The sequence below is a fragment of the Actinophytocola sp. KF-1 genome (assembly GCF_054661535.1).
In genome coordinates this window covers 1-21,996 of the sequence record NZ_BAAFVK010000014.1, presented here as the reverse complement: position 1 = coordinate 21,996, position 21,996 = coordinate 1, and the positions used below count along the sequence as shown (strand labels likewise).

Below are 21,996 nucleotides of genomic sequence, written 5' to 3'. Positions count from 1 at the left end.
GGGCACATGGGCATCGATCGCGCGGAAGCGTTGCGGCAGCGGCTCGCCAGGCAACGGGGGGTGCCCGCCGCCCCCGCGCCCGGGCCGGCCAACCTCGCGGACGCCTTCGCCCGCTCGGTCGAGCGGTTCCCCGACCGCACCGCCATCCGCTGCGGCGCTGACCGCCTCTCCTACCGGGACCTCGACACCCGGGTCGCCGAGCTGGCGGGGACGCTCCGCGACCGCGGCGCGGGCCCGGGCACGCTCGTCGGCATCCTGCTGGACCGGTCGATCGACATGGTGGTCGCCGCGCTCGCGGTGGTCCGGGTCGGCGCGGCCTACGTGCCGATCGACCCGGCCACCCCGCCCGCCCGCGTCGAGCTGATCCGCGCCGACGCCGCGCCCGCGCTCGTGATCACGTCCCGGCGGCTCGCCGACCGGGCGGGTGCCGCGACGCTGCTGGTCGACGAGCCGCACCCGGCCGCCGTCCCGCTGCGGGACTGCCCGGCCACCCACGACTCCCGCGCGTACGTGATCTTCACGTCCGGCACCACCGGCAGGCCGAAGGGCGTGCAGGTCTCGCACGGCAACGTCCTGTGGCTGTTCCGCGACGCCGCGCCGGTGTACGGGTTCGGCCCGGACGACGTGTGGTCGCTGTTCCACTCGTTCGCGTTCGACTTCTCCGTCTGGGAGATGTGGGGCGCGCTGCTGCACGGCGGCTGCGTCGTGGTCGTGCCGACGGAGACCGCGAAGGACCCGGCCGCGTTCCGGGCCCTGCTGCGCGACGAACGCGTCACGGTGGTCAACCAGACGCCGACCGCGTTCACCCAGCTGATGGCCGAGGACGTCCGGCACGCCGACCGGCTCGCGCTGCGGCACGTGATCTTCGGCGGTGAGGCGCTGCGGTTCGCCGACCTGGCGCCGTGGTTCGCGAAGTACGGCGACACCACACCCCGGCTGGTCAACATGTACGGCATCACCGAGACCACCGTGGTCTCCACCTACCGGCCGGTGACCCGCGCCGACCTGTCGCGTTCGGACAGTTCGATCGGCGTCCCGATGTCCGAGCTGGCGTTCCTGCTCGTCGACGAGGACCTGAACCCGGTGCCCGACGGCGAGGTCGGCGAGATCGTGGTGACCGGCCCCGGCGTGGCCATCGGCTACCTGAACCGGCCCGAGCTGACCGCCGAGCGGTTCGTGACGGTCGGCGGTGTGCGCGGCTACCGGTCCGGCGATCTCGCCGCCCGCACCCCCGACGGCGAGCTCGTGTACCACGGCCGCCGCGACGACCAGGTCAAGATCCGCGGCTACCGCATCGAGCTGGGCGAGGTGGAGAGCGCGGTGCGTGCCGTGCCCGGGCTCGCGCAGGCCGCGGTCGTCGTGCGGGACCTGCCGACGCGTGGCCCGAGCCTCGTCGCGTACGTGGTGGGTGAGCCCGGCGCGCCCGGCGCGGACGCGATCCGGGAGCGGCTCGGCGAGGTGCTGCCCGCGTACATGCTGCCCGCGCGGATCGAGTTCCTCGACGCGATGCCCATGAACGACAACGGGAAACTGGACCGCGCGGCACTGCCCGCGCCGGCCGTCGAGGCCGTGCGGGAGGCTGTGCCCGTCGAGGTGTCCACGATGGACGCGGTGACGCGCCGGGTCCACGACGTCGTCGCGGGCCTGCTCGGTGTGCCGTCGGTCAGCACGACCACCGACTTCTTCGCGCTCGGCGGGCACTCCCTGCTCGCCACCCGGCTGCTCGCCACCGTGCGTGAGACGTTCCGGGCCGATCTGTCCCTGCGGGACTTCCTCCTGAACCCGACGGTGGCGGCGCTCGCGGACTCGGTGCGGGCCGCCACCGCCGCGACCGCGGCCACGTCCACCCTCCTTCCCCTGCACCACAGCGCCGACCCCGGGCCCGTCGTCGTGTCGATCCCCGGCGCGCTCGGGTTCGGGCTGTCGTTCGCGCAGCTGTCGGCCGCCATGCCCGGGCGGCCGTGGTACTCGATCGACCTCGGCGACCTCGCCACCGCGCGCGGCGCGGGGCTGACCATGCCCGTGCTGCTCGCCGAGCTGGCCACCCACGTCACGGAGGCGGCGGCCGGGCGGCCCGTGCACCTGGTCGGGCACTCGCTGGGCGGCACGCTCGGGTTCGCGCTGGTGCCCGTGCTGCGCGCGCTCGGCCAGGAGGTGTCGAGCCTCGTCCTGTACGACGCCGTCGACCCGGCCCTGCTGACCGACGAGCTGGCCGCGTCGCGCGGTCACCGGATGTGGGAGTACCTGACGCACGTCGCCACGGTGTTCCCGGGCGCGACGACCCGCTGGCCGGACGCGCTGCCGACGGACGGGTCGGTGCCGGACGACGAGGTGGTCGCCCGGGCCGAGTCGCTGCTCGACCGGGAGGTGGCCGACCTGTTCCCCCGCGGGCTCGTGCCCGCGTACCACGGTTACCGCAGGCTCGCGGACCTGCGCTGGCCGGCACCCGCACCCGTGCCGGTCCCCGCGCTGCTGGTGCAGGCCCGCACGGCGTCGCTGGGGAGCAGGCAGGTCGCGGGCTGGTCCGCGCTGCTGCCCCTGACCGCACGCGGCATCGACGCCACGCACATCCTCATGATCCAGGCCCCGCACGCCACCACGCTCGCCGCCATGACGTCCGAGTTCCTCGCGGACGTCGAGCAGACCAGTCACCGGAAGGCGTCCTGATGACCGAAAGCCTGCCCGCCCGGCCGCCGTTCCTGGCGAAGCTCCTGGTCGCCGGTTCCGGCATCATGAGCCTCGCCATCGCGATCACCGTGCCGTTCCTCGCGATCTTCCTCGCCCGCGAGATGGCCATGGCGCCGACCACGATCGGCCTGCTGATCGGGTCCTCGGTGTTCTTCTCGATCTTCGCGGGCTTCCTCGGCGGCACCCTGTCGGACATCTTCGGGCGGACGAACGTGCTGCTGTGCTCGATGCTCGGCGTCGCGCTGTCGTTCGTCGGCTTCTACCTCGGCCGGCACGTGGCGCTGATGTTCGTCTTCAACGCCACGCTCGCGCTGTCCACGGCGTCGTTCAGCCCGGTCGGGAAGGCGCTGCTGAGCGACCTGCTGCCGTCGGGTGACCGGGTGCGGTGGTTCTCCTACCAGTACCTGGTCGCGAACGTCGGGTTCGCGGTCGGCCCGCTGGTCGGCGTGTTCCTCGGGCTGTCCGGCGGCCGCACCGCGTTCCTCGTCGCCGCCATGGCGTACGGGGTGTACTTCGTGCTGCTCGCCGGGTCGCTGCGGACCGGCCGCGCGGTCGTGACCAGCCGGCCGGCTCGCACCGAGGGCACCGTGCTGTCCCGGTTCCTCGACAGCGCCCGCGCCGTCGCCACCGACCGCAGGCTGCTGTGCCTCCTCATCGCCGGGCTGCTGCTGGAGTCGGTGCACCTGCGGATCTCCGCGCTCCTCGCGCAGGACCTGGACGCCGACTTCGCCGACGGGGCGCGGATCCTCGCGATCGTGATGGCGACCAACGCGATCACCGTCGTGGTGTTCCAGCTGTTCGCGTCGAAGGTCGTGACCCGCCGGGACCCCGTGACGGCGATCGTGGTCGGCGGCGTGCTGATGTTCGCGGGCATGGCCGGGTTCGCCACCGCCACCACCACGTGGCACTTCGTGGTCGCCATGGTGGTGTTCAGCGTCGGCGAGACGTTCATCGTGCCGTCCGAGTTCGCCGTCATCGACCGGATCGCGCCGGAGGAGCGGCGCGGCAGCTACTTCGGCGCGCAGACGTTCGGGCAGCTCGGCGGGTTCGTCGGCCCGTACCTCGGCGGGCTGCTGCTCGCGACCTGGAACGGCACCGTGATGTTCTTCGGCATCGGGTCCCTCGCCCTGCTGAGCGTCACGTTCTACCTCGTCGTCGGCCGCCGCGTGCCCGGGCTGATGGGGAAGACCCCCGAGAAGGAGCCGGTCGATGCCGTTCGCTGAGTGGGCGGTCCGCCAGGTCGCCCGGCTCGGCCGCCACCGGTCCGCGGGCACCCGTCGCGGGGCGGGCCTGCGCACCGGCGCGACGATCGCCCGCGACGAGCGCGGCGTGCCGACCGTGCACGCGGACGACGAGGCGGACCTGTACTTCGCGCTCGGCTACGCGCAGGCGGCCGACCGGTTGTGGCAGATGGACGTGCTGCGCCGCCGGGCCGCGGGCAGGCTGTCCGCGGTGCTCGGCCGGGTCGTGGCCGGCGAGGACGTGCGGTGGCGCTCGCTCGCGCTGACCAGGGTCGCGCGGGCGAGCCTCGCGCTGCTCGACGACCGCACGCTGGCCAACCTGGAGGCGTTCAGCGCCGGGGTGAACGCCCTCATGGGCAGGCGGTGGTGGCTGCCGCCCGAGTTCGTGCTGCTGCGGTACCGGCCGGAGCCGTGGACCCCGCTCGACTCGGTGCTGATCGTCAAGCAGCTGGGCTTCGACCTGGGGCTGAACCTGCGCCACGAGGCGTTCCGCGGGCAGGACGTGCCCGCGCACCTGCGGGTGCCGAGGTACCCGGCGGACGGCCCGGTCACCGTGCGCGCCGGTGCTGCCCGGCCGGCCGGGGTGGCGGCGTTGCCGGCGCCGTCGCGGGTGTGGCTCACCGACCTGCTGGACGGCGAACGCACGATCGGGTCCAACGCGTGGGCCATCGCGGGCGAGCGCACCGCGTCCGGCGCGCCGCTGCTGGCGAACGACCCGCACGTGCTGTTCACCCAGCCGAGCCTGTGGTACCAGGCGGGGCTGCGGCACGGGGAGTCCGCCGCCTACGGCGTGACCGTGCCGGGCATCCCGGGGCTGATCGCGGGGGCGTCCCGGGACCTCGCGTGGGGCATCACGAACTCGTGGGCGGACACGCAGGACCTGGCGACCGACCCGCCCGCGCCGACGTGGACAGAGGAGAGCGCGGTCGAGGTCCGCGGCGGCGACCCGGTGCCGGTGACCGCGGCGGGCGGCGACGGCTGGGTGGCGATGGGCGACGGCACCGGCCTGTTCTGGAGCGGGTGCACCCCGTCGGCGGAGATCCAGGCGTGCCAACGGATGTGGCGCGCGCGGTCCTACGTGGAGTTCCGGGACGTGCTGCGGTCGTTCGGGGTGCCGGTGCTCAACGTCGTGGTCGCGGGCCGCGACGGGACGATCGCCGTGAAGACCGCGGGCCGGGTACCGGACCGGGTGCGGGGGAGCGGCCTCGCGCCGGCCCCGTTCGACGCGGTGGCGGCGTCGTGGCGGGAGTTCGTGCCGTTCGACGCGCTGCCTGAGGCGGTGAACCCGCCGGAGGGCTACGTGGTGTCCGCCAACCACAAGCTCCTGCCCGACGACGCGTCCCCGGACCTGGGCGGCGACTGGATGCCCCCGTACCGTGCGGCACGGATCGAGGAGCTGATCCGCGCCACCCCGGAGGCGACCGCGGACGACTGTGCCCGCTGGCAGACCGACGACCTGAACGGCCGCGCCCGCGCGCTGGTGCCGCTGCTGCGGGGCACCCCGGCGACCGCGGCGGGCCGGACGTGCCAGGCCCTGCTGTCCACGTGGGACCACCACGACCGGCCGGACGCGGCGGCACCGCTGGTGTTCGCCCGCCTGATGATCGCACTGGCCGACGCGTGGCTGGGCCCGCACGCGACGACCGCGCCGGACCTGGTGCTGCAGGTCGACCACCTGGTCCGCACCCCGTCCGCCCGCGACGCGCTGGGACTGCCCCCGCTGGCGGACACGGTGGGCAGGCTGCTCGACGAGGTCGGTGCGACGCTGACGGAGCAGTACGGCCCGCCGGAGACGTGGCGCTACGACACGGAGCACCGCATCACCGACCCGCACCCGCTGGGCGCGGGCGGCGCGGCACTGCGGGCGGTGTTCTGCACCCCGCCGACGCCGGCAGGCGGCAGCAGCCAGACGGTGGGCATGATGGCCGCCGTCCGGGAAGGACACGTCGTGGAGGGCGCCCCGTGGCGCATGGTCGCCGAACCACACCGGGACGGCCCGCGTGTCCGCGACGTGCTGCGGCACGGCGCGTCCGGCCACCCGGCGTCCCCGCACTACGACGACCAGACGGCACGGCACACCCGCGGCGAGCTGCCCACGGTCCCGTTCCCACCGGACGGCGGCACCGCGCTGCGCCTGCGGCCTCGGCGGGGTTGAGCAGTCCCGGGTTTCGTCGCGGGAGGCGGGGCCGCGTGGTGGCTTCGATCTTGGCTGAGCTGTCCGGGGTTCCGTTGCCGGAGGGCGCCGCGCCCCGAGTCCGGTGCCGCTGCCCTTTCGGGCAGCCGGTCACAACCGCCTCACAACCGGTGCTGGGTACACCTTCCGCCATGAGTTCCGTGAGAAGGGGTGGACGGATGCGTGCGAGGGTGCTCGCGGTGGTGGCGGCGGCCGCTGCCGTGCTGGGGAACGTCGTGGCGGGTGGGGGTGCCGCGGCCGCGGACGTGTGCGCGGCGCCCGCGGTGTCGGTGGCCGATCCGCGGGCGCAGTACGAGGGCTCGGAGGGCGGCACGACGACCGTCAAGCTCACCGTGACGATGGCGGCGTCCACGGCGGGCTGCCCGGAGACGGGTTCCGTGCGCTACCAGACCGTCGACGGGACGGCGGAAGCCGGCTCGGACTACGTGACCGCGGCCGGGACGCTGAGCTGGACCGGGCCGGGCTCCCAGCAGGTGCAGCTGTCGGTGCTGCGTGACGACCTGAAGGAGCAGGACGAGTACTTCACCCTGGCGTTGTTCGGGCCGCGCGGCGTGACGATCGCGGACCCGGCGACGACCGTGCAGGTGCTCGACGACGACGGGAGCATCCCCGGCACCGGTCTCGTGGTCGCGCTGCCGGAGAGCGGGATCTGCTGGTGGCCCTCCGACCACTGCGCGATCCCGGTGCGGCTCAACACCGTCGCGCGGGCGCCGGTCTCGGTGCGGATGCGGACGGTGGACGGCACCGCGGTGGCCGGCAAGGACTACGAGCCCATCAAGGACCGGCTCGTCACCATCCCCAAGGGGGCGGACCGGGTCGTGGTGCCCGTCGACCTGCTGGCCGGTGCGGCGCCGGGCGAGTACTTCGGCGTCGAGATCAGCGGCGCCACCGCGGGCACGATCGGGTGGGCGCACATGAAGGTCACGATCCAGGAGGGGTGAGTGCCCCGGCCTCGGCCGTGGCGTTGACCCGGCGGTAGAGGTGCACGGCGCGGTCGCGGTGGGACGCCGCGGCCGCGCCGTCCCCGCGTGCGGCGGCGAGCGCGGCGAGGTCGCGGTGGACGTGCGCCTCCTCGTAGGCGTCGGGCACCTGCGAGCGGACCGCGAGGGCCTGCTCCAGGTGCTCGGCGGCCGCGTCCGTCCGGCCGGCCAGCAGGTGGACGTGGCCGGTCAGCTGGAGCGCGATCGCCTCGCCGTTGCGGTCGTGCACGGCCCTCGTGACCGCGAGCGACTGTCCGAAGTGGTCCAGCGCGGCGGCGAGGTCGCCCGCGGCGAGGTGCGTGATCCCGCAGTCGCGCAGCAACTCCCACTCCAGCCACCGGTCACCGATGTCGCGGCTGATCGCCAGCGCCTCGGCGAAGTCGCGCAGCGCGTCGGCGTGCCTGCCGAGGTCGCGGTGCGCCTCGCCCAGCGTGTCGAGGGTGCCCGCGCGCAGGCGGGCGTTGCCGATGTCGTCGAAGATCGCGAGCGCGGCGGCGAGCGGCGCGAGGCTCTCACCCGCGCGGCCCATCCGCACGAGCGCGTGGCCCAGGTTGCGCTGGGACAACGCGACGCCGATCCGGTTCCCCGCGGCCGCGGCACGCGCACCCGCCTCCCGGAACACCGGCACCGCCTCGTCGAACCGGCGCAGCTCGGCGTAGGCGTTGGCGAGGTTGTTGAGCACGTGCCCCTCGCCCGCGAGGTCGCCGACCTCGCGCACGACGCGCAACGCGGTCAGGTTGGTCTCGACCGCCTCGGTGAGCCGCCGGGTCATGTAGTACGCGACGCCGAGCGCGCGCAACATCTCCGCTTCCGCGGCCTGGTCGCCGCTGTCGCGCGCGGCGCCCAGGCCCGCCTGGCACAGCTCGACCCGTTCGGTCCAGTGGCCGCTCACCTCGTAGAAGCTGGTGAGCAGGTACACCAGGTGCCACGCCTCGGTCGGCATCCCGTGCTCGCGCGCGTGCTGGACCACCGGGAGGAAGCCGTCCCGTTCGGACTCCAGGAACGCCGTCGCCTCGTGCCTGCCCGCCGCGAAGGGCAGCGGTGGCAACGGGAACCGGAACGTGGGCTTCACCGCGTCGCGGTCGGGGTTGACGAGCCGGTTCGCCTCGTCGGCGATGAACAGGTACCAGTCGAGCAGCCGTCCGGCGACCGCGGCGGGCGCGGTTTCCTCCGCCGCGGCCCGGTCGCGGGCGAACTCGCGGATCAGGTCGTGGAACCGGTAGCGGTGCTCGCCGGCGCCGATCAGCAGGTGCGCCCCGGTCAGCTCGCCGAGCACCGCGTGCGCGGCGGCGGCGGGCACGTCGGCCAGCGCCGCACCGAGGTGGCCGCTGACCGTCGGCGTCGGCGCGGTGCCGAGCAGGCGCAGCATCCGCGCCGCGCCGGGTGACAGCGGCCGGTACGCGCCCGCCAGCACGGCGCGGACCGTGCGCGCGTCCCCTTCCACCGCGAACCCGTCGAGCCGGGCGGTGGACAGCTCGTCCGCCAGCTCGGCCACCGACCGGGTGGGCGCGCCGACGAGCCGCGCGGCCGCGATCCGCAGCGCGAGCGGCATCCCCGCGCACACCCGCGCCAGCCGTGCGGTGGCCTCCGGTTCCCGCGCCACTCGCGCCCTGCCGAGCACCTTTCCCAGCAGCGCGACCGAACCCGCCGCGTCGAGCGCGTCGAGCACGACATGGTGCACGGCGTGCCGGGTGACGAGCCCGGTGAGCGAACGCCTGCTCGTCACCACGAGCAGGCTGGTGTCCGAACCGGGGACCAGCGGCAGCACGTCGTCGACGGTGCCCGCGTTGTCCACCAGCACCACGCACCGCCGCGCGTGCACCAGCGTCCGGTACAGCGCCGACCGCGCCGACTCCCCGGCGGGGATGCGGTCCTCCGGCACGTCCAGGCCGCGCAGCAGGTGCGCGAGCGCCTGCTCGGCCGTGATCGCGTGGTCGGGGTCGTGGCCGCGCAGGTCGAGGAACAGGTGACCGTCGGGGAAGCGCGCGGCGATCCGCGCCACCCACTGCACGGCCAGCGACGTCTTGCCCATGCCTGCCGGGCCGGAGATCACCACGATCGGCAGCTCGTCGCCGTCGAGCACGTCGTCCAGGTCGGACAGTTCCCCGTCGCGGCCGGTGAAGTGCCCGACCCTGGCCGGGAGCTGCGCGGGCACGTGCGTGGCGACCGCGGCGGCCTGGGCGTGCGCGGGCGCGGCGAGGGCGGCGTCGCGCCGCAGGATCGCGGTGTGCAGTTCGGACAGCTCCGGGCCGGGGTCGGCGCCCAGCTCGTCGGCGAGGCGGGTGCGCAGCCGTTCGAAGACGGTGAGTGCCTCGGCGTGCCTGCCGCAGCGGTGCAACGCCAGCATCAGCAACCCGGTCAGGCGCTCCCGCAACGGTTCGGCGGCCACGAGCCGCGGCAGCTCCAACGCCGCCGCGGCGGCCCCGCCGGTCGCGATCTCCGCCGCCCAGCGGTCCTCGGTGGCGGACAGGTACAGCTCGCGCAGCCGGTCGAGCTCGTGGTGCCCCCACTCGCCGAGGTCGGTGCCCGAGAACGGCTCGCCGCGCCACAGCCGCGCCGCCGCGCGCAGCGTCTCCACCGCCGCCGCCGGGTCGCCCCGGTCGAGGTCGGCGCGGGCCCGCCGGACCATCAGCTCGAACCGGTGCGCGTCCACCCGCTCCCGGGGCAGCTCCAGCACGTAACCCGGGTCGCGTGTGGTGACCACCGGGTCCACCCCGGACGCCGCGAGCGCCTGCCGGATCCGCGCGACGTGGCTGTGCAGCGTCTTGAACGCCGTGCGCGGCGGCGACTCGCCCCACAGGACGTCGACCAGCTCGGTGTAGGGCACGACCGCACCGGCGCGCATGGCGAGCACCCCGAGGATCACCCGCCGGGTGCTGGTCAGCGCGACCGTCCCGTGCGGACCGGCGGCCTCCACCACGCCGAGGACCCGGATCTCGAGATCGGTCACCCACCGCTCCTTCCAGGGGCGCATCCACCCGGCAACCGCTCCACAGCCGTCCGGCAACCGCCGGTCCGTAGACCTGCCACCGGGACGGCGGACACCTGCCGCCCCGGTCCACGAAAGGAAAATACCCATGCGTACACGCCTATGCTCTCGTCCGGGCGGGCTACGTCGCTACGCCCTGCCACTGATCGCGGTCGCGGCGGTCACGGCCGCGCTGATCCCCGCGCAGGCCGTCGCCACCGCGTCGCCCCGGGCGGTGACGGCCGAGGAGCCGGGGGACTACCCGGCCCCGCCCGGGCCCGGCGACCTGAGAGCCGACCCCGAGATCGCGTCGATCATGCAGGACGCAGACTACGCGCTGAAGTACTCGATGGCCGTGGTCGCCGCGGACCCGGCCACGCCGTACCCGGTCGGCAGCATCGAGGAGGACCTGCGCACGGGCATCCTGTCGATGCCGGCCGAGCGGCAGAAGTCCGCCGCCGCGGCCGCCCGGGCGATGATCAGCGACCCGGCGATCCGCAAGCGCGAGTTCGGCAGGCACGGCGCCATCGACCCGGCGAAGTACGCGCAGCTGGGCTTCTCCGGCGTGTTCACCCCCGAGACCGTGCCGTTCGACCGGGAGGCGCTCAAGAACCGGCTCACCGACCAGGCGGCCCGGATCGCCGCGACGCACCGGATCGAGGAGGCGGGCGCCAAGGAGATGGCGCTGAAGTACCAGATCCCGACCGCCCTGCAGATCCCCACGCTCACCAGCCTCGACTACCGGATCGAGCGGGTGAAGTGCGCAGACGAGACCAACCCCGAGTGGCCGGGTGACGACGAGATCGCGATGGGCGGCGTCGCCGTCGGGCACAACGGCGGCACCACCAAGGTCAACCAGTTCATGGTCGCCGACGACTTCGACGACAACGAGGTCAAGGTCTACGCCGACCCCGGCAAGCTCTTCCACCGCTTCGACCTCACCGGGTCGGGCGCGTGGCCGAGGACCTACAGCACCGTGGTCATGCTCGCGGAGAAGGACGGCTCCGGGTTCGCCGACGCCATCAACACCGTGTGGGCGAAGGTCAAGGACGACGTGCTGGCGGTGATCGAGAAGGCCGTCGCCGGCGTGCTCACCGGCTACCTCGGCGCCGCGCTCGCGGAGGCCATCGGCAAGGCCGTCGCCTGGCTCGTCGGCGTGTTCTTCGACTGGCTGTTCGAGCTGTTCCAGGACGACCTGTTCGACCCGGGCACCCACTACGTGTACCTGCCGAACCGGTACGAGTGGATGTACAAGAACGCCTCGGACTACGGGTGGACGAACTTCCGCCTGCCGACCGGCACGTTCACGTTCAACGGGCACGGCGGCAGCTACAAGGTCAACGTGCACTGGCAGGTCAACCCCTGACCGGCGGGTGGCACCGCGCCGAGGCGTCCGGAGTGGTCCGGGCGCCTCGGCGTCCGCCTTTCCCTGCCCGATGGACCGGTCCGCCTGCCCCATCGGACGTGCCGGCGGGCGTGTCCACTGTGGTATCGCGGGTCGCACAATCGGAGGTTCGCGCACATGGAGGAGGTGGACACGTGGCCACCATCAACGTCTGGGGTTACCCACAAGGCGGCGCGCTCGCGCCGGGGCAGGAGCAGTCCTGGTGGACCGGGCCGCTTGCCGCGTCGTTCGGCGGGACCGTGCAGGTCATGGCGCACGCGTGGATCGGCCCCGGGGCGCAGTACACGCAGGCCCTGGCGGTGACCCTCGTGCAGATGACGGTCAACCAGTTCGGCGAGCACTACGCGCAGTACGTCATCAAGAACGTCCACTCGTCCCATGTCGTGGCGTACACGATATGGGTCACCACGATCGGCGCTTAGGACGGAGTGGTCATGAGGTTCTTCGCCGTGCACGACACAGCGGGCAACATCGCGCGGATCGTGGGCTGCCCGGACGGCGCCCCGCCGACGCTCCCGACGTCGATGGAGCCGGGGCAGGCGGTCGCACAGATCGAGCTGCCGGACACGATCGCGGTCTCCTCGGAGCGGGACCTCCTCGCCGACCTGGCCGACCTCGCGCAGAACTACCGCGTGGACGTCGGCCGCGGCACGTCCGCGCGCATCGCGCGGAAGGACGAACCCGCGGGCGAGTGATCGCCTGGGCTCCCGTGCCCGGAGCCCTCGAGGAACACACCCCCGGCCTGCGGTGACGCGGCTACCTCGGCGGCAGCACCGGCGTCCGCTTCAGCTCGGCCTTCGCGATGGCGCGGACGTGGACCTCGTCGGGGCCGTCGAACAGCCGCATCGCGCGGTGCCACGCGTACATCGCGGCCAGCGGCGTCACGTCGGTGACGCCCGCGCCGCCGTGGACCTGGATGGCGCGGTCGATCACGCGGGTCGCGGCGCGGGGCACGGCGACCTTCGCCATGGCGACGAGGTCGCGGGCCGCCTTGTTGCCCTGGGTGTCGATGACGTGGCTCGCGTGGTGGCACAGCAGCCGCGCCTGCTCGATCTCCAGCCGGGACTCGGCGATCTGCTGGCGCACCACGCCCTGGTCGGCGAGCGGGCCGCCGAACGCGACCCGGTCCTTGGCCCGCGCGACCAGCAGCGCCAGCGCCCGTTCCGCCGCGCCGAGCGCACGCATGCAGTGGTGGATCCGGCCGGGGCCCAGCCGGGCCTGCGCGGCCGCGAACCCGCCGCCCTCCTCGCCGACCACGTTGGTCACCGGCACGCGGACGTTCTCGAACCGGACCTCGGCGTGCCCGTGCTGGTCGTGGTGGCCGAACACCGGCAGGTCGCGGACCACCGTCACGCCGGGGGTGTCCCGGGGCACGATCACCATCGTCTGCCGGCGGTGGGTGGCCGCGGCCGGGTCGGTCTTGCCCATCACGATGAACAGCGCGCACCGGGGGTCCATGGCGCCGCTGGTCCACCACTTGCGGCCGTTGATCACGTACTCGTCGCCGTCGCGTTCGATGCGGGTGGCGATGTTGGTGGCGTCGCTGCTCGCCACGTCGGGCTCGGTCATCGCGAACGCGGACCGGATCTCCCCGGCCAGCAACGGCGCCAGCCACCGCTCCTTCTGCTCGTCGGTGCCGAGCAGGTGCAGCAGCTCCATGTTGCCGGTGTCGGGGGCGGCGCAGTTGATGGCCTCCGGCGCCAGGTCGAGGCTCCACCCGGACAACTCGGCGATCGGCGCGTACTCGAGCTGGGTGAGACCGGACTCGGCGGGCAGGAAGAGGTTCCACAAGCCCTCCGCCTTCGCCTGCTCCTTCAGCTCCTCGACGACCGGCGGCACGGTGTGGTCGTCCGGCCCGGCCGCCCGGCGCGCGGCCAGGTACTCGTCCTCCGCGGGCAGGACCCGGTCCCGCATGAAGGCGACCATCCGGTCGTGCAGCGCCCGCGCGCGTTCGGACGGTGCGGGAAGGTCGTACGCGGCCACGGTGCCCGCCTCCTGAACAAACCGATCAACTGGTCGGTTCGACGATAGGTGCCGCCCGGGTGGGCGTCAATGCGCGGACCACGTCGAGCGCGAACCCCACGTACTGCCCGGCCACGACCTCGGGGGAGGACGGCCCGGTCGGCGACCACCACTGCGGCAGCGCCGTGCACATCGTGACCACGGCGCGGGCGGCCTCGTGGGGGAGCGGCGTGGCCATCACCCCGCGCCGGACGCCCTCGGCCACCTCGTCGTCGACCATCCGCTGCACGTCCTGCCGCAGCGCCGCGATCCGGGTGCGGTCCGGCTCGTCGACGCTGCGCATCTCGCTCGCGCCGATGAACCCCAGCTCCCTGCGGTGCGTGTGGAACAGCGCGAGGCACTCGACCAGCAGGGTGAACCGTTCGACCGGCCCGTCGCCCTCGGCCCTGGCCGCGCGGCAGCGGGCCGACAGGTCGGCCATCGTGAGGTCCAGCAAGGCCACGAGGAGGTGCTGCTTGGTCGGCCAGTGGTGGTAGATGCCCGGGGCGGACAGCCCGGCGCGCTGCGCGACGTCCCGGATGCGCGCGCCGTGGTAGCCCAGCTCCGCGAACGCCTCGAGGGCCCCGGCGAGCGGCGGGTCGAGGTCCAGCGGCCCGAAGTCGCGCCATGTGGTGCCGGCCGACGTGGGCGCGGCGAGGAGGCGGCGCGTCGAGGTGCGGAACAGCCGCGCGGCGGCGCGGAGCCGTTCGCCGGTGATCCGCGTGCGGCCGTTCTCGACGGCGCTCCAGGTGCCGACGCTGACGTCCAGCGACCTGGCGGTCTCGCGGAGCGTCAGCCCGGCGGCGCGCCGGGCGGCCCGCAGCCGCAGGCCGACCTCGGCCCGGTCGGCGGTCGCCGGTCCGTCCATCCCCGCCCCCGTCGCTTGACATCGTCAGGTGCACGGAAGACAGTACTCCAGGTCTGTTCAGTTCGACCGGCCGAACGTTCGGGAAGGTGCGATGAACCTGGTCACCTACGCGTGCCGCGACGGGGTCGCGCGGATCACGCTGGCCGACGGCGACCGGGGCAACGCGCTCCGGCAGTCCACAGTGGACGAGCTGGCGGCGGCGGTGCGCCGGGCCAGGGCCGACGACGCGCACGTCGTGGTGCTCGTCGGGCAGGGCCGCGCGTTCTGCGTCGGCGGTGACGTGGCCGCCTTCGCCGAGGCGCCCGACACCGAGCGGACGGTCGACGACCTCGCGGAGTCGTTGCACCGGGTGGTCAGCGAACTGCACCGGATGGACGCGGTCGTCGTCTCGGTCGTGCACGGCGTGGCAGCGGGCGCGGGCGTACCCCTGGCGGCGGCGGCCGACCTGGTGCTCGCCGCCACGTCGGCCCGGTTCACCCTCGCCTACACGAAGATCGGCTTCTCCCCGGACGGCGGCAGTTCACTGCTGACCGCGTCGGTCGGCCTGCACCGCGCCCTGCACCTGGCGCTGCTCAACCCGGTGCTGTCCGCAGACCAGGCACTCGCGATGGGTCTCGTCGCCCAGGTCCACCCGGACGACGAGCTGGCAGCCGCCGTCGAGGACGTGGTCGCCGAACTGCGGGCGGGTTCGCGCCCGGCCCAGGTGGCGGCGAAACGACTCCTGCGCGAGACGGCGACCCCGGCCGAGGAGACCGCGCTGCGCAGGGAAACGCTGTCGATCCGCACCCGAGCCGCGAGCCCGGACGGCAGGGAGGGCGTGGCCGCCTTCCTGGAAAAACGACGCCCGGAGTTCCCCAGCGGCTCGGTGTGAGCGGCGCTGGTTCCGGTACTCGGTCCCTGGGGATGCGGTGGTGGAGGCTTCTGTGGAGTGGTGCGTTCGGTCCTCGTGACGGGACCTGCGCTGCTTGGCGTGTCTCCACGGTGTTGCCGACGCGGCGGATCGGCGTTTCCCGGCGTTGGGGTGGGTGGCGTTGTTCCGGTGCGCTCGAATCCTCGTAACGGGACCTGCGCTGCGTGGCGCACCCACACGGTGCTGAGGAAACGACGCCCGGAGTTTCCCAGCGGATGGGGATGAGCGGCGTTGTTTCCGGCTCGGTTCCTGGCGCGCACCGGTGGTGGAGGCTTCTGTGGAGTGGTGCGTTCGGTCCTCGTGACGGGACCTGCGGTGCTTGGCGTGTCCCCACGGTGGTGGCGACGCGGCGGATCGGCGTTTCCCGGCGGTTGAGGTGGGTGGCGTTGTTCCAGTGCGGGCTTCCTGGCGCCGGTGGCGGAGGCTTTCTTTGGCAAGGCGCTGCGGACCGGGGACCTGCGCTGCTTGGTGTGCCCCCCACGGTGCTGGAGAACGACGCCGGAGTTCCCCGCGGCTTGGGATGAGTGGCGTTGTTCCCGGTACTCGGTTCCTGGCGTGCGCCGGTGGCGGCGGCTTCCGGAGCGGCGCGTTCGATCTTCGTCGGTGACGGGGTCCGTGTGTCTGGCGTGTCGCCGCGGTGCTGCCGAAACGGCGGGTGAGTGGCGCCTGGCGTGTGCTCCCACGGTGCTGAAGACATCGGCCTTGCCAGCACTTCCGGATCGAGCAGCTACCGGTGGCGGCCGTCACGTTGGTGTTCGGATCGCGTTAACGGTGGGCCTGGGGGCGTCAACGTCCCGTCAGGTGCGGGTGCCGGCCACCTGCGCGGGCGCACACTTCGCCCGGCCGGCCGCCATCAGAGGCGGCCCACGTGGAGGGAGCATGCGCCGATGGCCGACTTGGCCTTCGCCGTGGTGCTGGTCGCCGGGTTTCTCGTTCTCGCCTTGGTGTTGCGGGGGTTGGCGAAGCTGTGAGCGGTAGCGGAGTTGTCGCAAACGTGGTCGGTGGCGTGCTCGCGCTGCTGCTGATCGGGTACCTGTTCGTGGCCCTCGTGCGGCCGGAGAGGTTCTGATGTCGTCCACTGTGGCCGGTCTGCTCCAGGTCGGTGTGCTGCTGGCGGCGCTCGCGGTCGTGTACCGGCCGCTCGGGGACCACATGGCGCGCGTCTTCACCGACACCGAGCACCTCGCGGTCGAGCGGGTCGTCTACCGCCTGGGCCGGGTGAACCCCGGCAGCCGGCAGCGCTGGCCGGTGTACGCCGCTGGCGTGCTCGGGTTCTCGTTCGTGTCGATCGTGTTGCTCTACCTCGTCCAGCGGCTGCAGCCGGTGCTGCCGTTCGGTTTCGGGCGCGGTGCGGTCGACCCGGGGATCGCGTTCAACACGGCGGTCAGCTTCGTGACGAACACGAACTGGCAGTCCTACGTGCCCGAGGTCGTCATGGGCCACACCGTGCAGATGGTGGGGCTGACCGTGCAGAACTTCGTGTCGGCCGCGGTCGGGCTCGCGGTGGCGATCGCCCTGGTGCGCGGGTTCACCCGGTCCGCGACCGACCGGCTCGGCAACTTCTGGGTCGACCTGACCAGGGGCGTCGTCCGGATCCTGCTGCCGATGGCGTTCGTGTTCGCGGTCGTGCTGATCGCGCTGGGCGTCGTGCAGAGCCTGTCCTCCGGGGTGGTCGTGACCAACCCGGACGGGTCGTCGAGCACGATCGCGCTCGCGCCGGCCGCGTCGCAGGAGGCGATCAAGGTACTCGGCACGAACGGCGGCGGCGTCCTCAACGCCAACTCGGCCCACCCGTTCGAGAACCCGAACTCCTGGACGAACCTGGTCGAGATCTTCCTGCTGCTGGTGATCCCCGTCAGTCTCACGAGGACGTTCGGCACCCTCGCCGGCGACCGGCGGCAGGGGTACGCGCTCCTGTCGGTGATGGGCGTCCTCTGGGGCGCGATGCTGGCCGTGATCTGGTGGGCCGAGGCGCACCCGAACGGCCCCGCCGCGCTGCTCGCCGGCGCCGCCGTGGAGGGCAAGGAGGTCCGGTTCGGGATCCCGGGATCGGCGCTGTTCGCCGACGCCACCACCGGCACGTCGACCGGCGCGGTCAACGCCATGCACGACAGCTTCACCGGCCTCGGTGGCGGCGGTGCGATGCTGAACATGCTGTTCGGCGAGATGACGCCGGGCGGCGTCGGCACCGGGCTGTACTCGATCCTGGTCATGGCGATCATCGCGGTGTTCCTGGCCGGGCTGATGGTCGGCCGCACGCCGGAGTACCTGGGCAAGAAGCTGGGGCGCCGGGAGGTGACGGCGGCCGCGATCGCCATCCTCGCCATGCCGACCGTGCTGCTGCTCGGCGCCGGCACCGCGATCCTGCTGCCCGGCACCCCCGGCTACCTGGCCAACAGCGGTGTCCACGGCTGGTCCGAGGTGCTGTACGCGTACACGTCCGCGTCGAACAACAACGGCAGCGCGTTCGCGGGCATCACCGTGACCAGCCCGTGGTTCCAGTCCTCGCTCGCGATCTGCATGCTGCTCGGCCGGTTCGTCCCCGTCGTCGCGGTGCTGTGCCTGGCCGGATCCCTTGCCGCGCAGAAGAAAGTCCCGGCGACGGCGGGCACGCTGCCCACGCACGGCCCGCTGTTCGGCGCCCTGCTCACCGGCACGGTCGTGCTGGTCGCGGCACTCACGTTCGTCCCCGCACTCGCCCTCGGTCCCCTCGCAGAGGCTCTCGCATGACCACCACCGAACGACCCGTCGCCGACCGGCAACGGCACCACGCCGAGAACACCGGCCGCGTCGCCGCTGGCGTGTTCAGCCCCCGGCAGCTGCTCGCGTCCTTCCCGGACGCGCTGCGCAAGCTCAGCCCACGCCACCAGGCCCGCAACCCGGTCATGTTCGTGGTCTGGGCAGGCTCGGTGCTCACCACGGTCTTCGCGATCGGCGACCCGAGCGTGTTCACGACCACGGTCACGGTGTGGCTGTGGTGCACCGTCCTGTTCGCCAACCTCGCCGAGGCGGTCGCCGAGGGCCGGGGCAAGGCGCAGGCGGACACGTTGCGGCGCACCAGGAAGGAGACGACGGCGCGCAGGCTGCGTGCCGACGGCGCCGAGGAACCGGTGCCGGGCGCGGACCTGCGGATCGGCGACCTGGTCGTCGTCGAGGCCGGACAGGTGATCCCCGGCGACGGTGACGTCGTCGAGGGCATCGCCACGGTCGACGAGTCGGCGATCACGGGGGAGTCCGCGCCGGTGATCCGCGAGTCCGGCGGCGACTTCTCCTCCGTCACCGGCGGCACCACCGTGCTGTCCGACCGGATCGTCGTGCGGATCACCACGGCACCCGGTGCGTCCTTCGTGGACCGGATGATCGCGCTCGTCGAGGGCGCGCAACGGCGGAAGACGCCGAACGAGGTCGCGCTGACGATCCTGTTGGCCACGTTGACGATCATCTTCCTGCTCGCCGTCGTGACGCTGCAGCCGATCGCGCGGTACGCGGGCGGCACCCAGTCGGTGATCGTGCTGACCGCGCTGCTGGTCTGCCTGATCCCGACGACGATCGGCGCGCTGCTGTCCGCGATCGGCATCGCGGGCATGGACCGGCTCGTGCAGCGCAACGTGCTCGCCACGTCGGGCCGGGCGGTCGAGGCCGCGGGGGACGTGTCGACGCTGCTGCTGGACAAGACCGGCACGATCACCTTCGGCAACCGGCGGGCGACGGAGCTGATCCCGGTCGGCGGCACCACGCCCGCGGCGCTGACGGACGCGGCGCGCCTGGCCAGCATCGCCGACACCACACCGGAAGGGCGGTCCGTGCTCGACCTCTGCGGCGGTCCCGCCGAGGTGGCGGAGCCGCACGAGTTCGTGCCGTTCACCGCCCAGTCCAGGATGAGCGGCATCGACATCGGCGGCAGGCGGATCCGCAAGGGCGCGGCGAGCGCCTTCCTCGCCACCGAGGAGTCCCGCCGGGTCGTGGACGAGATCAGCGCGGGTGGCGGCACCCCGCTGGTGGTGGCCGAGAACGACGCGGTGCTCGGCGTCATCCGGCTGTCCGACGTCGTGAAGCCCGCGATGAGGGAGCGGTTCGCGCAGCTGCGCCGGATGGGCATCAGGACCGTCATGATCACCGGCGACAACCCGGTGACGGCCGGGGCGATCGCGGCGGAGTCCGGTGTGGACGACTACCTCGCCGAGGCGAGGCCCGAGGACAAGATGGCCTTGATCCGCAAGGAACAGGAGGGTGGCCGGCTCGTCGCCATGACCGGCGACGGCACGAACGACGCGCCTGCGCTCGCCCAGTCCGACGTCGGCGTGGCGATGAACTCGGGGACCATGGCGGCCAAGGAAGCGGGCAACATGGTCGACCTCGACTCGGACCCGACGAAGCTGATCGAGATCGTCGAGATCGGCAAGCAGCTGCTGATCACGCGGGGCGCGCTGACCACGTTCAGCGTGGCGAACGACCTCGCGAAGTACTTCGCGATCCTGCCAGCCATGTTCGCGGGCATCGTCCCGCAGCTCGGCGAGCTGAACATCATGGGCCTGCACTCGCCCGCCTCCGCGATCACGTCGGCGGTGGTGTTCAACGCGCTGATCATCGTCGCGCTGATCCCGCTCGCGCTGCGCGGCGTGCGGTACCGGCCGTCCACGGCGAGCGCGCTGCTGCGCCGCAACCTGCTCGTCTACGGGCTCGGCGGCGTGGTCACCCCGTTCGCCGGCATCTGGCTCATCGACCTCGTCGTCCGGCTCGTCCCAGGGATGTGACGTCATGACCGCACTCGCGAAACAGACCTTCGCCGGACTGCGGATCCTGGTGGTCCTCACCGTCCTCACCGGCATCCTCTACCCGCTCGGCGTCTGGGCCGTCAGTCGCGTCCCGGGCCTGCGGGCCAACGCGGAGGGCTCGGTCGTCGAGGTCGACGGCCGTGCTGTCGGCTCGGACCTGATCGGCGTCGACCCGGTCGCGGCCGACCCCGCCCACGACCCGTGGTTCCACACCCGGCCGTCCGCGGTCGCCGTGGACCGCGACGGCGACGGGTCACCCGACCTGCTCGGCCCGGCCGACCCGTCGCTCTCGGGCGGCTCCAACAAGGGCGGCTTCGACGCGGACCTCACCGCGGCCGTCCGGGCCCGCGCGGCGGTGATCGCCGAGCGCGAGGGCGTGCGCCCGGACCAGGTGCCCGCCGACGCCGTGACCGCGTCCGCGTCGGGTCTGGACCCGCACATCAGCCCCGCCTACGCGGAACTGCAGGTGCGCAGGGTCGCCCGCGAGAACGGGCTGTCCGCGGCACGGGTCCGCGCACTGGTCGAGGAGAACACCGACGGCCGGGGCGCAGGCGTGCTCGGCGAACCGGGCGTGAACGTCCTGCGGCTCAACCTGGCCGTCCAGGCCGCGCGGCGGTGACCGGCAACGTGGCCGGCACCGTTTCGGCATCGTGAACGCCACGAAGCCGTGTGCCGGAACGCTCGCCGCCGAGAACGTCTGGCTGAGCGCACGTTCCCCTCACCCAACGCTGTCCTCGGGGACGCACGGGACCGGTTGCGAGACGTGATGTCCAGGACACTGGCGGACCGCGCTCCTTCAGGGCAGGTCCGTGCTGCTGTCGACTGGGCGGACGGCCGGCGGTGACCGGGTTCAGGCGCGGGCGTAGCGTTCCGCGAGGCGGTGGAGCAGTGCCCGCAGCTCGACGGGTGACTCGACGGTGAAGTCCATCCCCAGCATGCCGATGTAGGCCGCGACCGTGTCCAGTGAGTCGGCGCCGGTGACCAGGACCGACGTGCTGTCGGTGACCGCCTCGACGACGCCGACGGCCGGGTTGATCCTGGCGAGGACGGTGTCCGCCGGGGCGTCGATCCGCAGGCGGGCGTGCACCTGCCACCCGCTGGACGCGACGCGGCGCATGGTGAACGTCGTGTAGTCGTCGTCGGGGAGGGGAGTGGGGGCGAAGCGGCGGTGGGTGCGCATGCGGGGCGTGATCCAGTCGGCCCGGAAGACGTCCCACTCGCCGCTGGACGGGTCGCGGGCCACGAGGTACCACCGTCGCTGCCAGGCGAGCAGTCGGTAGGGCTCGACGAGCCGCGACGTATCCCGGTAGTCGAAGCGGAACCACTCGACGTCGTGGATCGCGGTCGCGATGGTGCGCAGTACCGTCGGGTCCACCTCGGGGTCGGGGGCGTCGGTGCCGGTGTTCTCCGGTGCGTGGTCGACGACCGCGGCCAGCGCCGCCACGGTCGGCCGCAGCCGGGACGGGAGGACCTGTTCGAGCTTCGCCAGTGCGCGGGCGCTGGCGGTCTCCACCCCGGCGATGCCGCGCCCCGCGCGCAACCCGATCGCGACGGCCACCGCCTCCTCGTCGTCCAGGAGCAGCGGCGGGAGCTTGCCGCCCGCGCCGAGCCGGTACCCCCCGGTCCCGCCGCGGGTGGCCTCGACGGGGTAGTCGAGCAGGCGCAGGCGCTCCACGTCGTTGCGGATGGTGCGGGTCGTGACACCCAGCCGCTCGGCCAGCTCGGTGCCGTTCCACGACGGGCGCGACTGCAACAGGCCGAGCAGGGCGAGCAGCCGTCCGGACGTGTCCGCGGTCACACCGTCACCTCCGCTGTATAGGAACGTTTCTTTCCTATACCGAGTTTAGCGTTCTGGTCATGACGAACACGGAGATCCGCCCCTTCCGCATCGAGGTCACCCAGGCCGAGGTGGACGATCTGGCCGAGCGGCTGGACCGCACCCGGCTGCCGCAGCCCGCTCCCGGTG

Annotated in this window: 16 protein-coding genes; 12 read left to right on the top strand and 4 right to left on the bottom strand. The window is 73.2% G+C overall.

What is annotated here, in order from left to right:
* The first annotated feature begins 6 nt into the window (after positions 1-6).
* The 4 genes from ACYQ77_RS35400 (at position 7) to ACYQ77_RS35385 (ending at position 7,064) form a co-directional block, all read left to right on the top strand.
* Positions 7-2,667: an amino acid adenylation domain-containing protein gene (locus tag ACYQ77_RS35400; RefSeq protein WP_459719488.1), complete on the top strand. Its 2,661-nt coding sequence runs from the start codon at positions 7-9 to the stop codon at positions 2,665-2,667.
* Complete coding sequence (locus tag ACYQ77_RS35395) at positions 2,667-3,911, top strand: MFS transporter (RefSeq protein ID WP_459719486.1); 1,245 nt, start codon at positions 2,667-2,669, stop codon at positions 3,909-3,911. Before ACYQ77_RS35400 ends, ACYQ77_RS35395 begins: the two co-directional genes overlap by 1 nt.
* On the top strand, positions 3,898-6,084 hold the full coding sequence (locus ACYQ77_RS35390; protein ID WP_459719483.1) for a penicillin acylase family protein: 2,187 nt from the start codon (positions 3,898-3,900) through the stop codon (positions 6,082-6,084). The genes ACYQ77_RS35395 and ACYQ77_RS35390 overlap by 14 nt, the downstream gene beginning before the upstream one ends.
* A 197-nt stretch (positions 6,085-6,281) precedes the next feature.
* Complete coding sequence (locus tag ACYQ77_RS35385) at positions 6,282-7,064, top strand: Calx-beta domain-containing protein (RefSeq protein WP_459719480.1); 783 nt, start codon at positions 6,282-6,284, stop codon at positions 7,062-7,064.
* Here the strand turns inward: ACYQ77_RS35385 and ACYQ77_RS35380 are convergent.
* Positions 7,045-10,053, bottom strand: coding sequence for an AfsR/SARP family transcriptional regulator (locus tag ACYQ77_RS35380; protein WP_459719478.1), 3,009 nt, complete (start codon positions 10,051-10,053; stop codon positions 7,045-7,047). The genes ACYQ77_RS35385 and ACYQ77_RS35380 overlap by 20 nt on opposite strands.
* A gap of 127 nt (positions 10,054-10,180) precedes the next feature.
* On the opposite strand from ACYQ77_RS35380, the gene ACYQ77_RS35375 reads away from it, so the two are divergent.
* From ACYQ77_RS35375 to ACYQ77_RS35365, 3 genes are all read left to right on the top strand, one after another.
* Complete coding sequence (locus tag ACYQ77_RS35375) at positions 10,181-11,437, top strand: hypothetical protein (RefSeq protein WP_459719475.1); 1,257 nt, start codon at positions 10,181-10,183, stop codon at positions 11,435-11,437.
* A gap of 173 nt (positions 11,438-11,610) precedes the next feature.
* Positions 11,611-11,898, top strand: a complete 288-nt coding sequence (locus ACYQ77_RS35370; protein WP_459719473.1) for a hypothetical protein — start codon at positions 11,611-11,613, stop codon at positions 11,896-11,898.
* A gap of 12 nt (positions 11,899-11,910) precedes the next feature.
* Entirely contained in the window at positions 11,911-12,171 is a 261-nt protein-coding gene (locus ACYQ77_RS35365; protein ID WP_459719470.1) for a hypothetical protein, read from the top strand.
* Positions 12,172-12,232: 61 nt separating this feature from the next.
* Here ACYQ77_RS35365 and ACYQ77_RS35360 read toward each other — a convergent pair whose 3' ends face one another.
* Together ACYQ77_RS35360 and ACYQ77_RS35355 are read right to left on the bottom strand one after the other, a co-directional pair.
* Positions 12,233-13,459 carry an acyl-CoA dehydrogenase family protein gene (locus ACYQ77_RS35360; RefSeq protein ID WP_459719469.1) on the bottom strand — a complete coding sequence of 409 codons (1,227 nt, stop codon included), beginning with the start codon at positions 13,457-13,459 and terminating at the stop codon, positions 12,233-12,235.
* A gap of 25 nt (positions 13,460-13,484) precedes the next feature.
* A complete protein-coding gene (locus ACYQ77_RS35355; protein WP_459719466.1) occupies positions 13,485-14,345 on the bottom strand; it encodes a TetR family transcriptional regulator in 861 nt (286 codons plus the stop codon).
* 91 nt (positions 14,346-14,436) lie between these two features.
* On the opposite strand from ACYQ77_RS35355, the gene ACYQ77_RS35350 reads away from it, so the two are divergent.
* The 5 genes from ACYQ77_RS35350 (at position 14,437) to ACYQ77_RS35330 (ending at position 20,649) form a co-directional block, all read left to right on the top strand.
* Complete coding sequence (locus tag ACYQ77_RS35350; protein ID WP_459719464.1) at positions 14,437-15,216, top strand: enoyl-CoA hydratase-related protein; 780 nt, start codon at positions 14,437-14,439, stop codon at positions 15,214-15,216.
* Positions 15,217-16,222: 1,006 nt separating this feature from the next.
* The gene (gene kdpF / locus ACYQ77_RS35345; protein WP_459719461.1) at positions 16,223-16,324 is read left to right on the top strand and encodes a K(+)-transporting ATPase subunit F; all 102 of its coding nucleotides are present in this window, start codon (positions 16,223-16,225) and stop codon (positions 16,322-16,324) included.
* Positions 16,324-17,985, top strand: coding sequence for a potassium-transporting ATPase subunit KdpA (gene kdpA, locus ACYQ77_RS35340; RefSeq protein ID WP_459719458.1), 1,662 nt, complete (start codon positions 16,324-16,326; stop codon positions 17,983-17,985). The genes kdpF and kdpA overlap by 1 nt, the downstream gene beginning before the upstream one ends.
* Positions 17,982-20,009: a potassium-transporting ATPase subunit KdpB gene (gene kdpB, locus ACYQ77_RS35335; RefSeq protein ID WP_459719455.1), complete on the top strand. Its 2,028-nt coding sequence runs from the start codon at positions 17,982-17,984 to the stop codon at positions 20,007-20,009. Before kdpA ends, kdpB begins: the two co-directional genes overlap by 4 nt.
* Positions 20,010-20,013: 4 nt before the next feature.
* Complete coding sequence (locus ACYQ77_RS35330) at positions 20,014-20,649, top strand: potassium-transporting ATPase subunit C (protein WP_459719452.1); 636 nt, start codon at positions 20,014-20,016, stop codon at positions 20,647-20,649.
* A gap of 231 nt (positions 20,650-20,880) precedes the next feature.
* Here ACYQ77_RS35330 and ACYQ77_RS35325 read toward each other — a convergent pair whose 3' ends face one another.
* Entirely contained in the window at positions 20,881-21,828 is a 948-nt protein-coding gene (locus ACYQ77_RS35325; protein WP_459719449.1) for a helix-turn-helix transcriptional regulator, read from the bottom strand.
* Positions 21,829-21,996: the final 168 nt, after the last annotated feature.

Coding starts and splice junctions, on each gene's coding strand:
- kdpB (WP_459719455.1), top strand. CDS start 17,982: ATGACCACCACCGAACGACCCGTCGCCGACCGGCAACGGCACCACGCC.
- ACYQ77_RS35375 (WP_459719475.1), top strand. CDS start 10,181: ATGCGTACACGCCTATGCTCTCGTCCGGGCGGGCTACGTCGCTACGCC.
- ACYQ77_RS35390 (WP_459719483.1), top strand. CDS start 3,898: ATGCCGTTCGCTGAGTGGGCGGTCCGCCAGGTCGCCCGGCTCGGCCGC.
- ACYQ77_RS35365 (WP_459719470.1), top strand. CDS start 11,911: ATGAGGTTCTTCGCCGTGCACGACACAGCGGGCAACATCGCGCGGATC.
- ACYQ77_RS35395 (WP_459719486.1), top strand. CDS start 2,667: ATGACCGAAAGCCTGCCCGCCCGGCCGCCGTTCCTGGCGAAGCTCCTG.
- ACYQ77_RS35355 (WP_459719466.1), bottom strand. CDS start 14,345: ATGGACGGACCGGCGACCGCCGACCGGGCCGAGGTCGGCCTGCGGCTG.
- ACYQ77_RS35400 (WP_459719488.1), top strand. CDS start 7: ATGGGCATCGATCGCGCGGAAGCGTTGCGGCAGCGGCTCGCCAGGCAA.
- kdpA (WP_459719458.1), top strand. CDS start 16,324: ATGTCGTCCACTGTGGCCGGTCTGCTCCAGGTCGGTGTGCTGCTGGCG.
- ACYQ77_RS35385 (WP_459719480.1), top strand. CDS start 6,282: ATGCGTGCGAGGGTGCTCGCGGTGGTGGCGGCGGCCGCTGCCGTGCTG.
- ACYQ77_RS35330 (WP_459719452.1), top strand. CDS start 20,014: ATGACCGCACTCGCGAAACAGACCTTCGCCGGACTGCGGATCCTGGTG.
- ACYQ77_RS35350 (WP_459719464.1), top strand. CDS start 14,437: ATGAACCTGGTCACCTACGCGTGCCGCGACGGGGTCGCGCGGATCACG.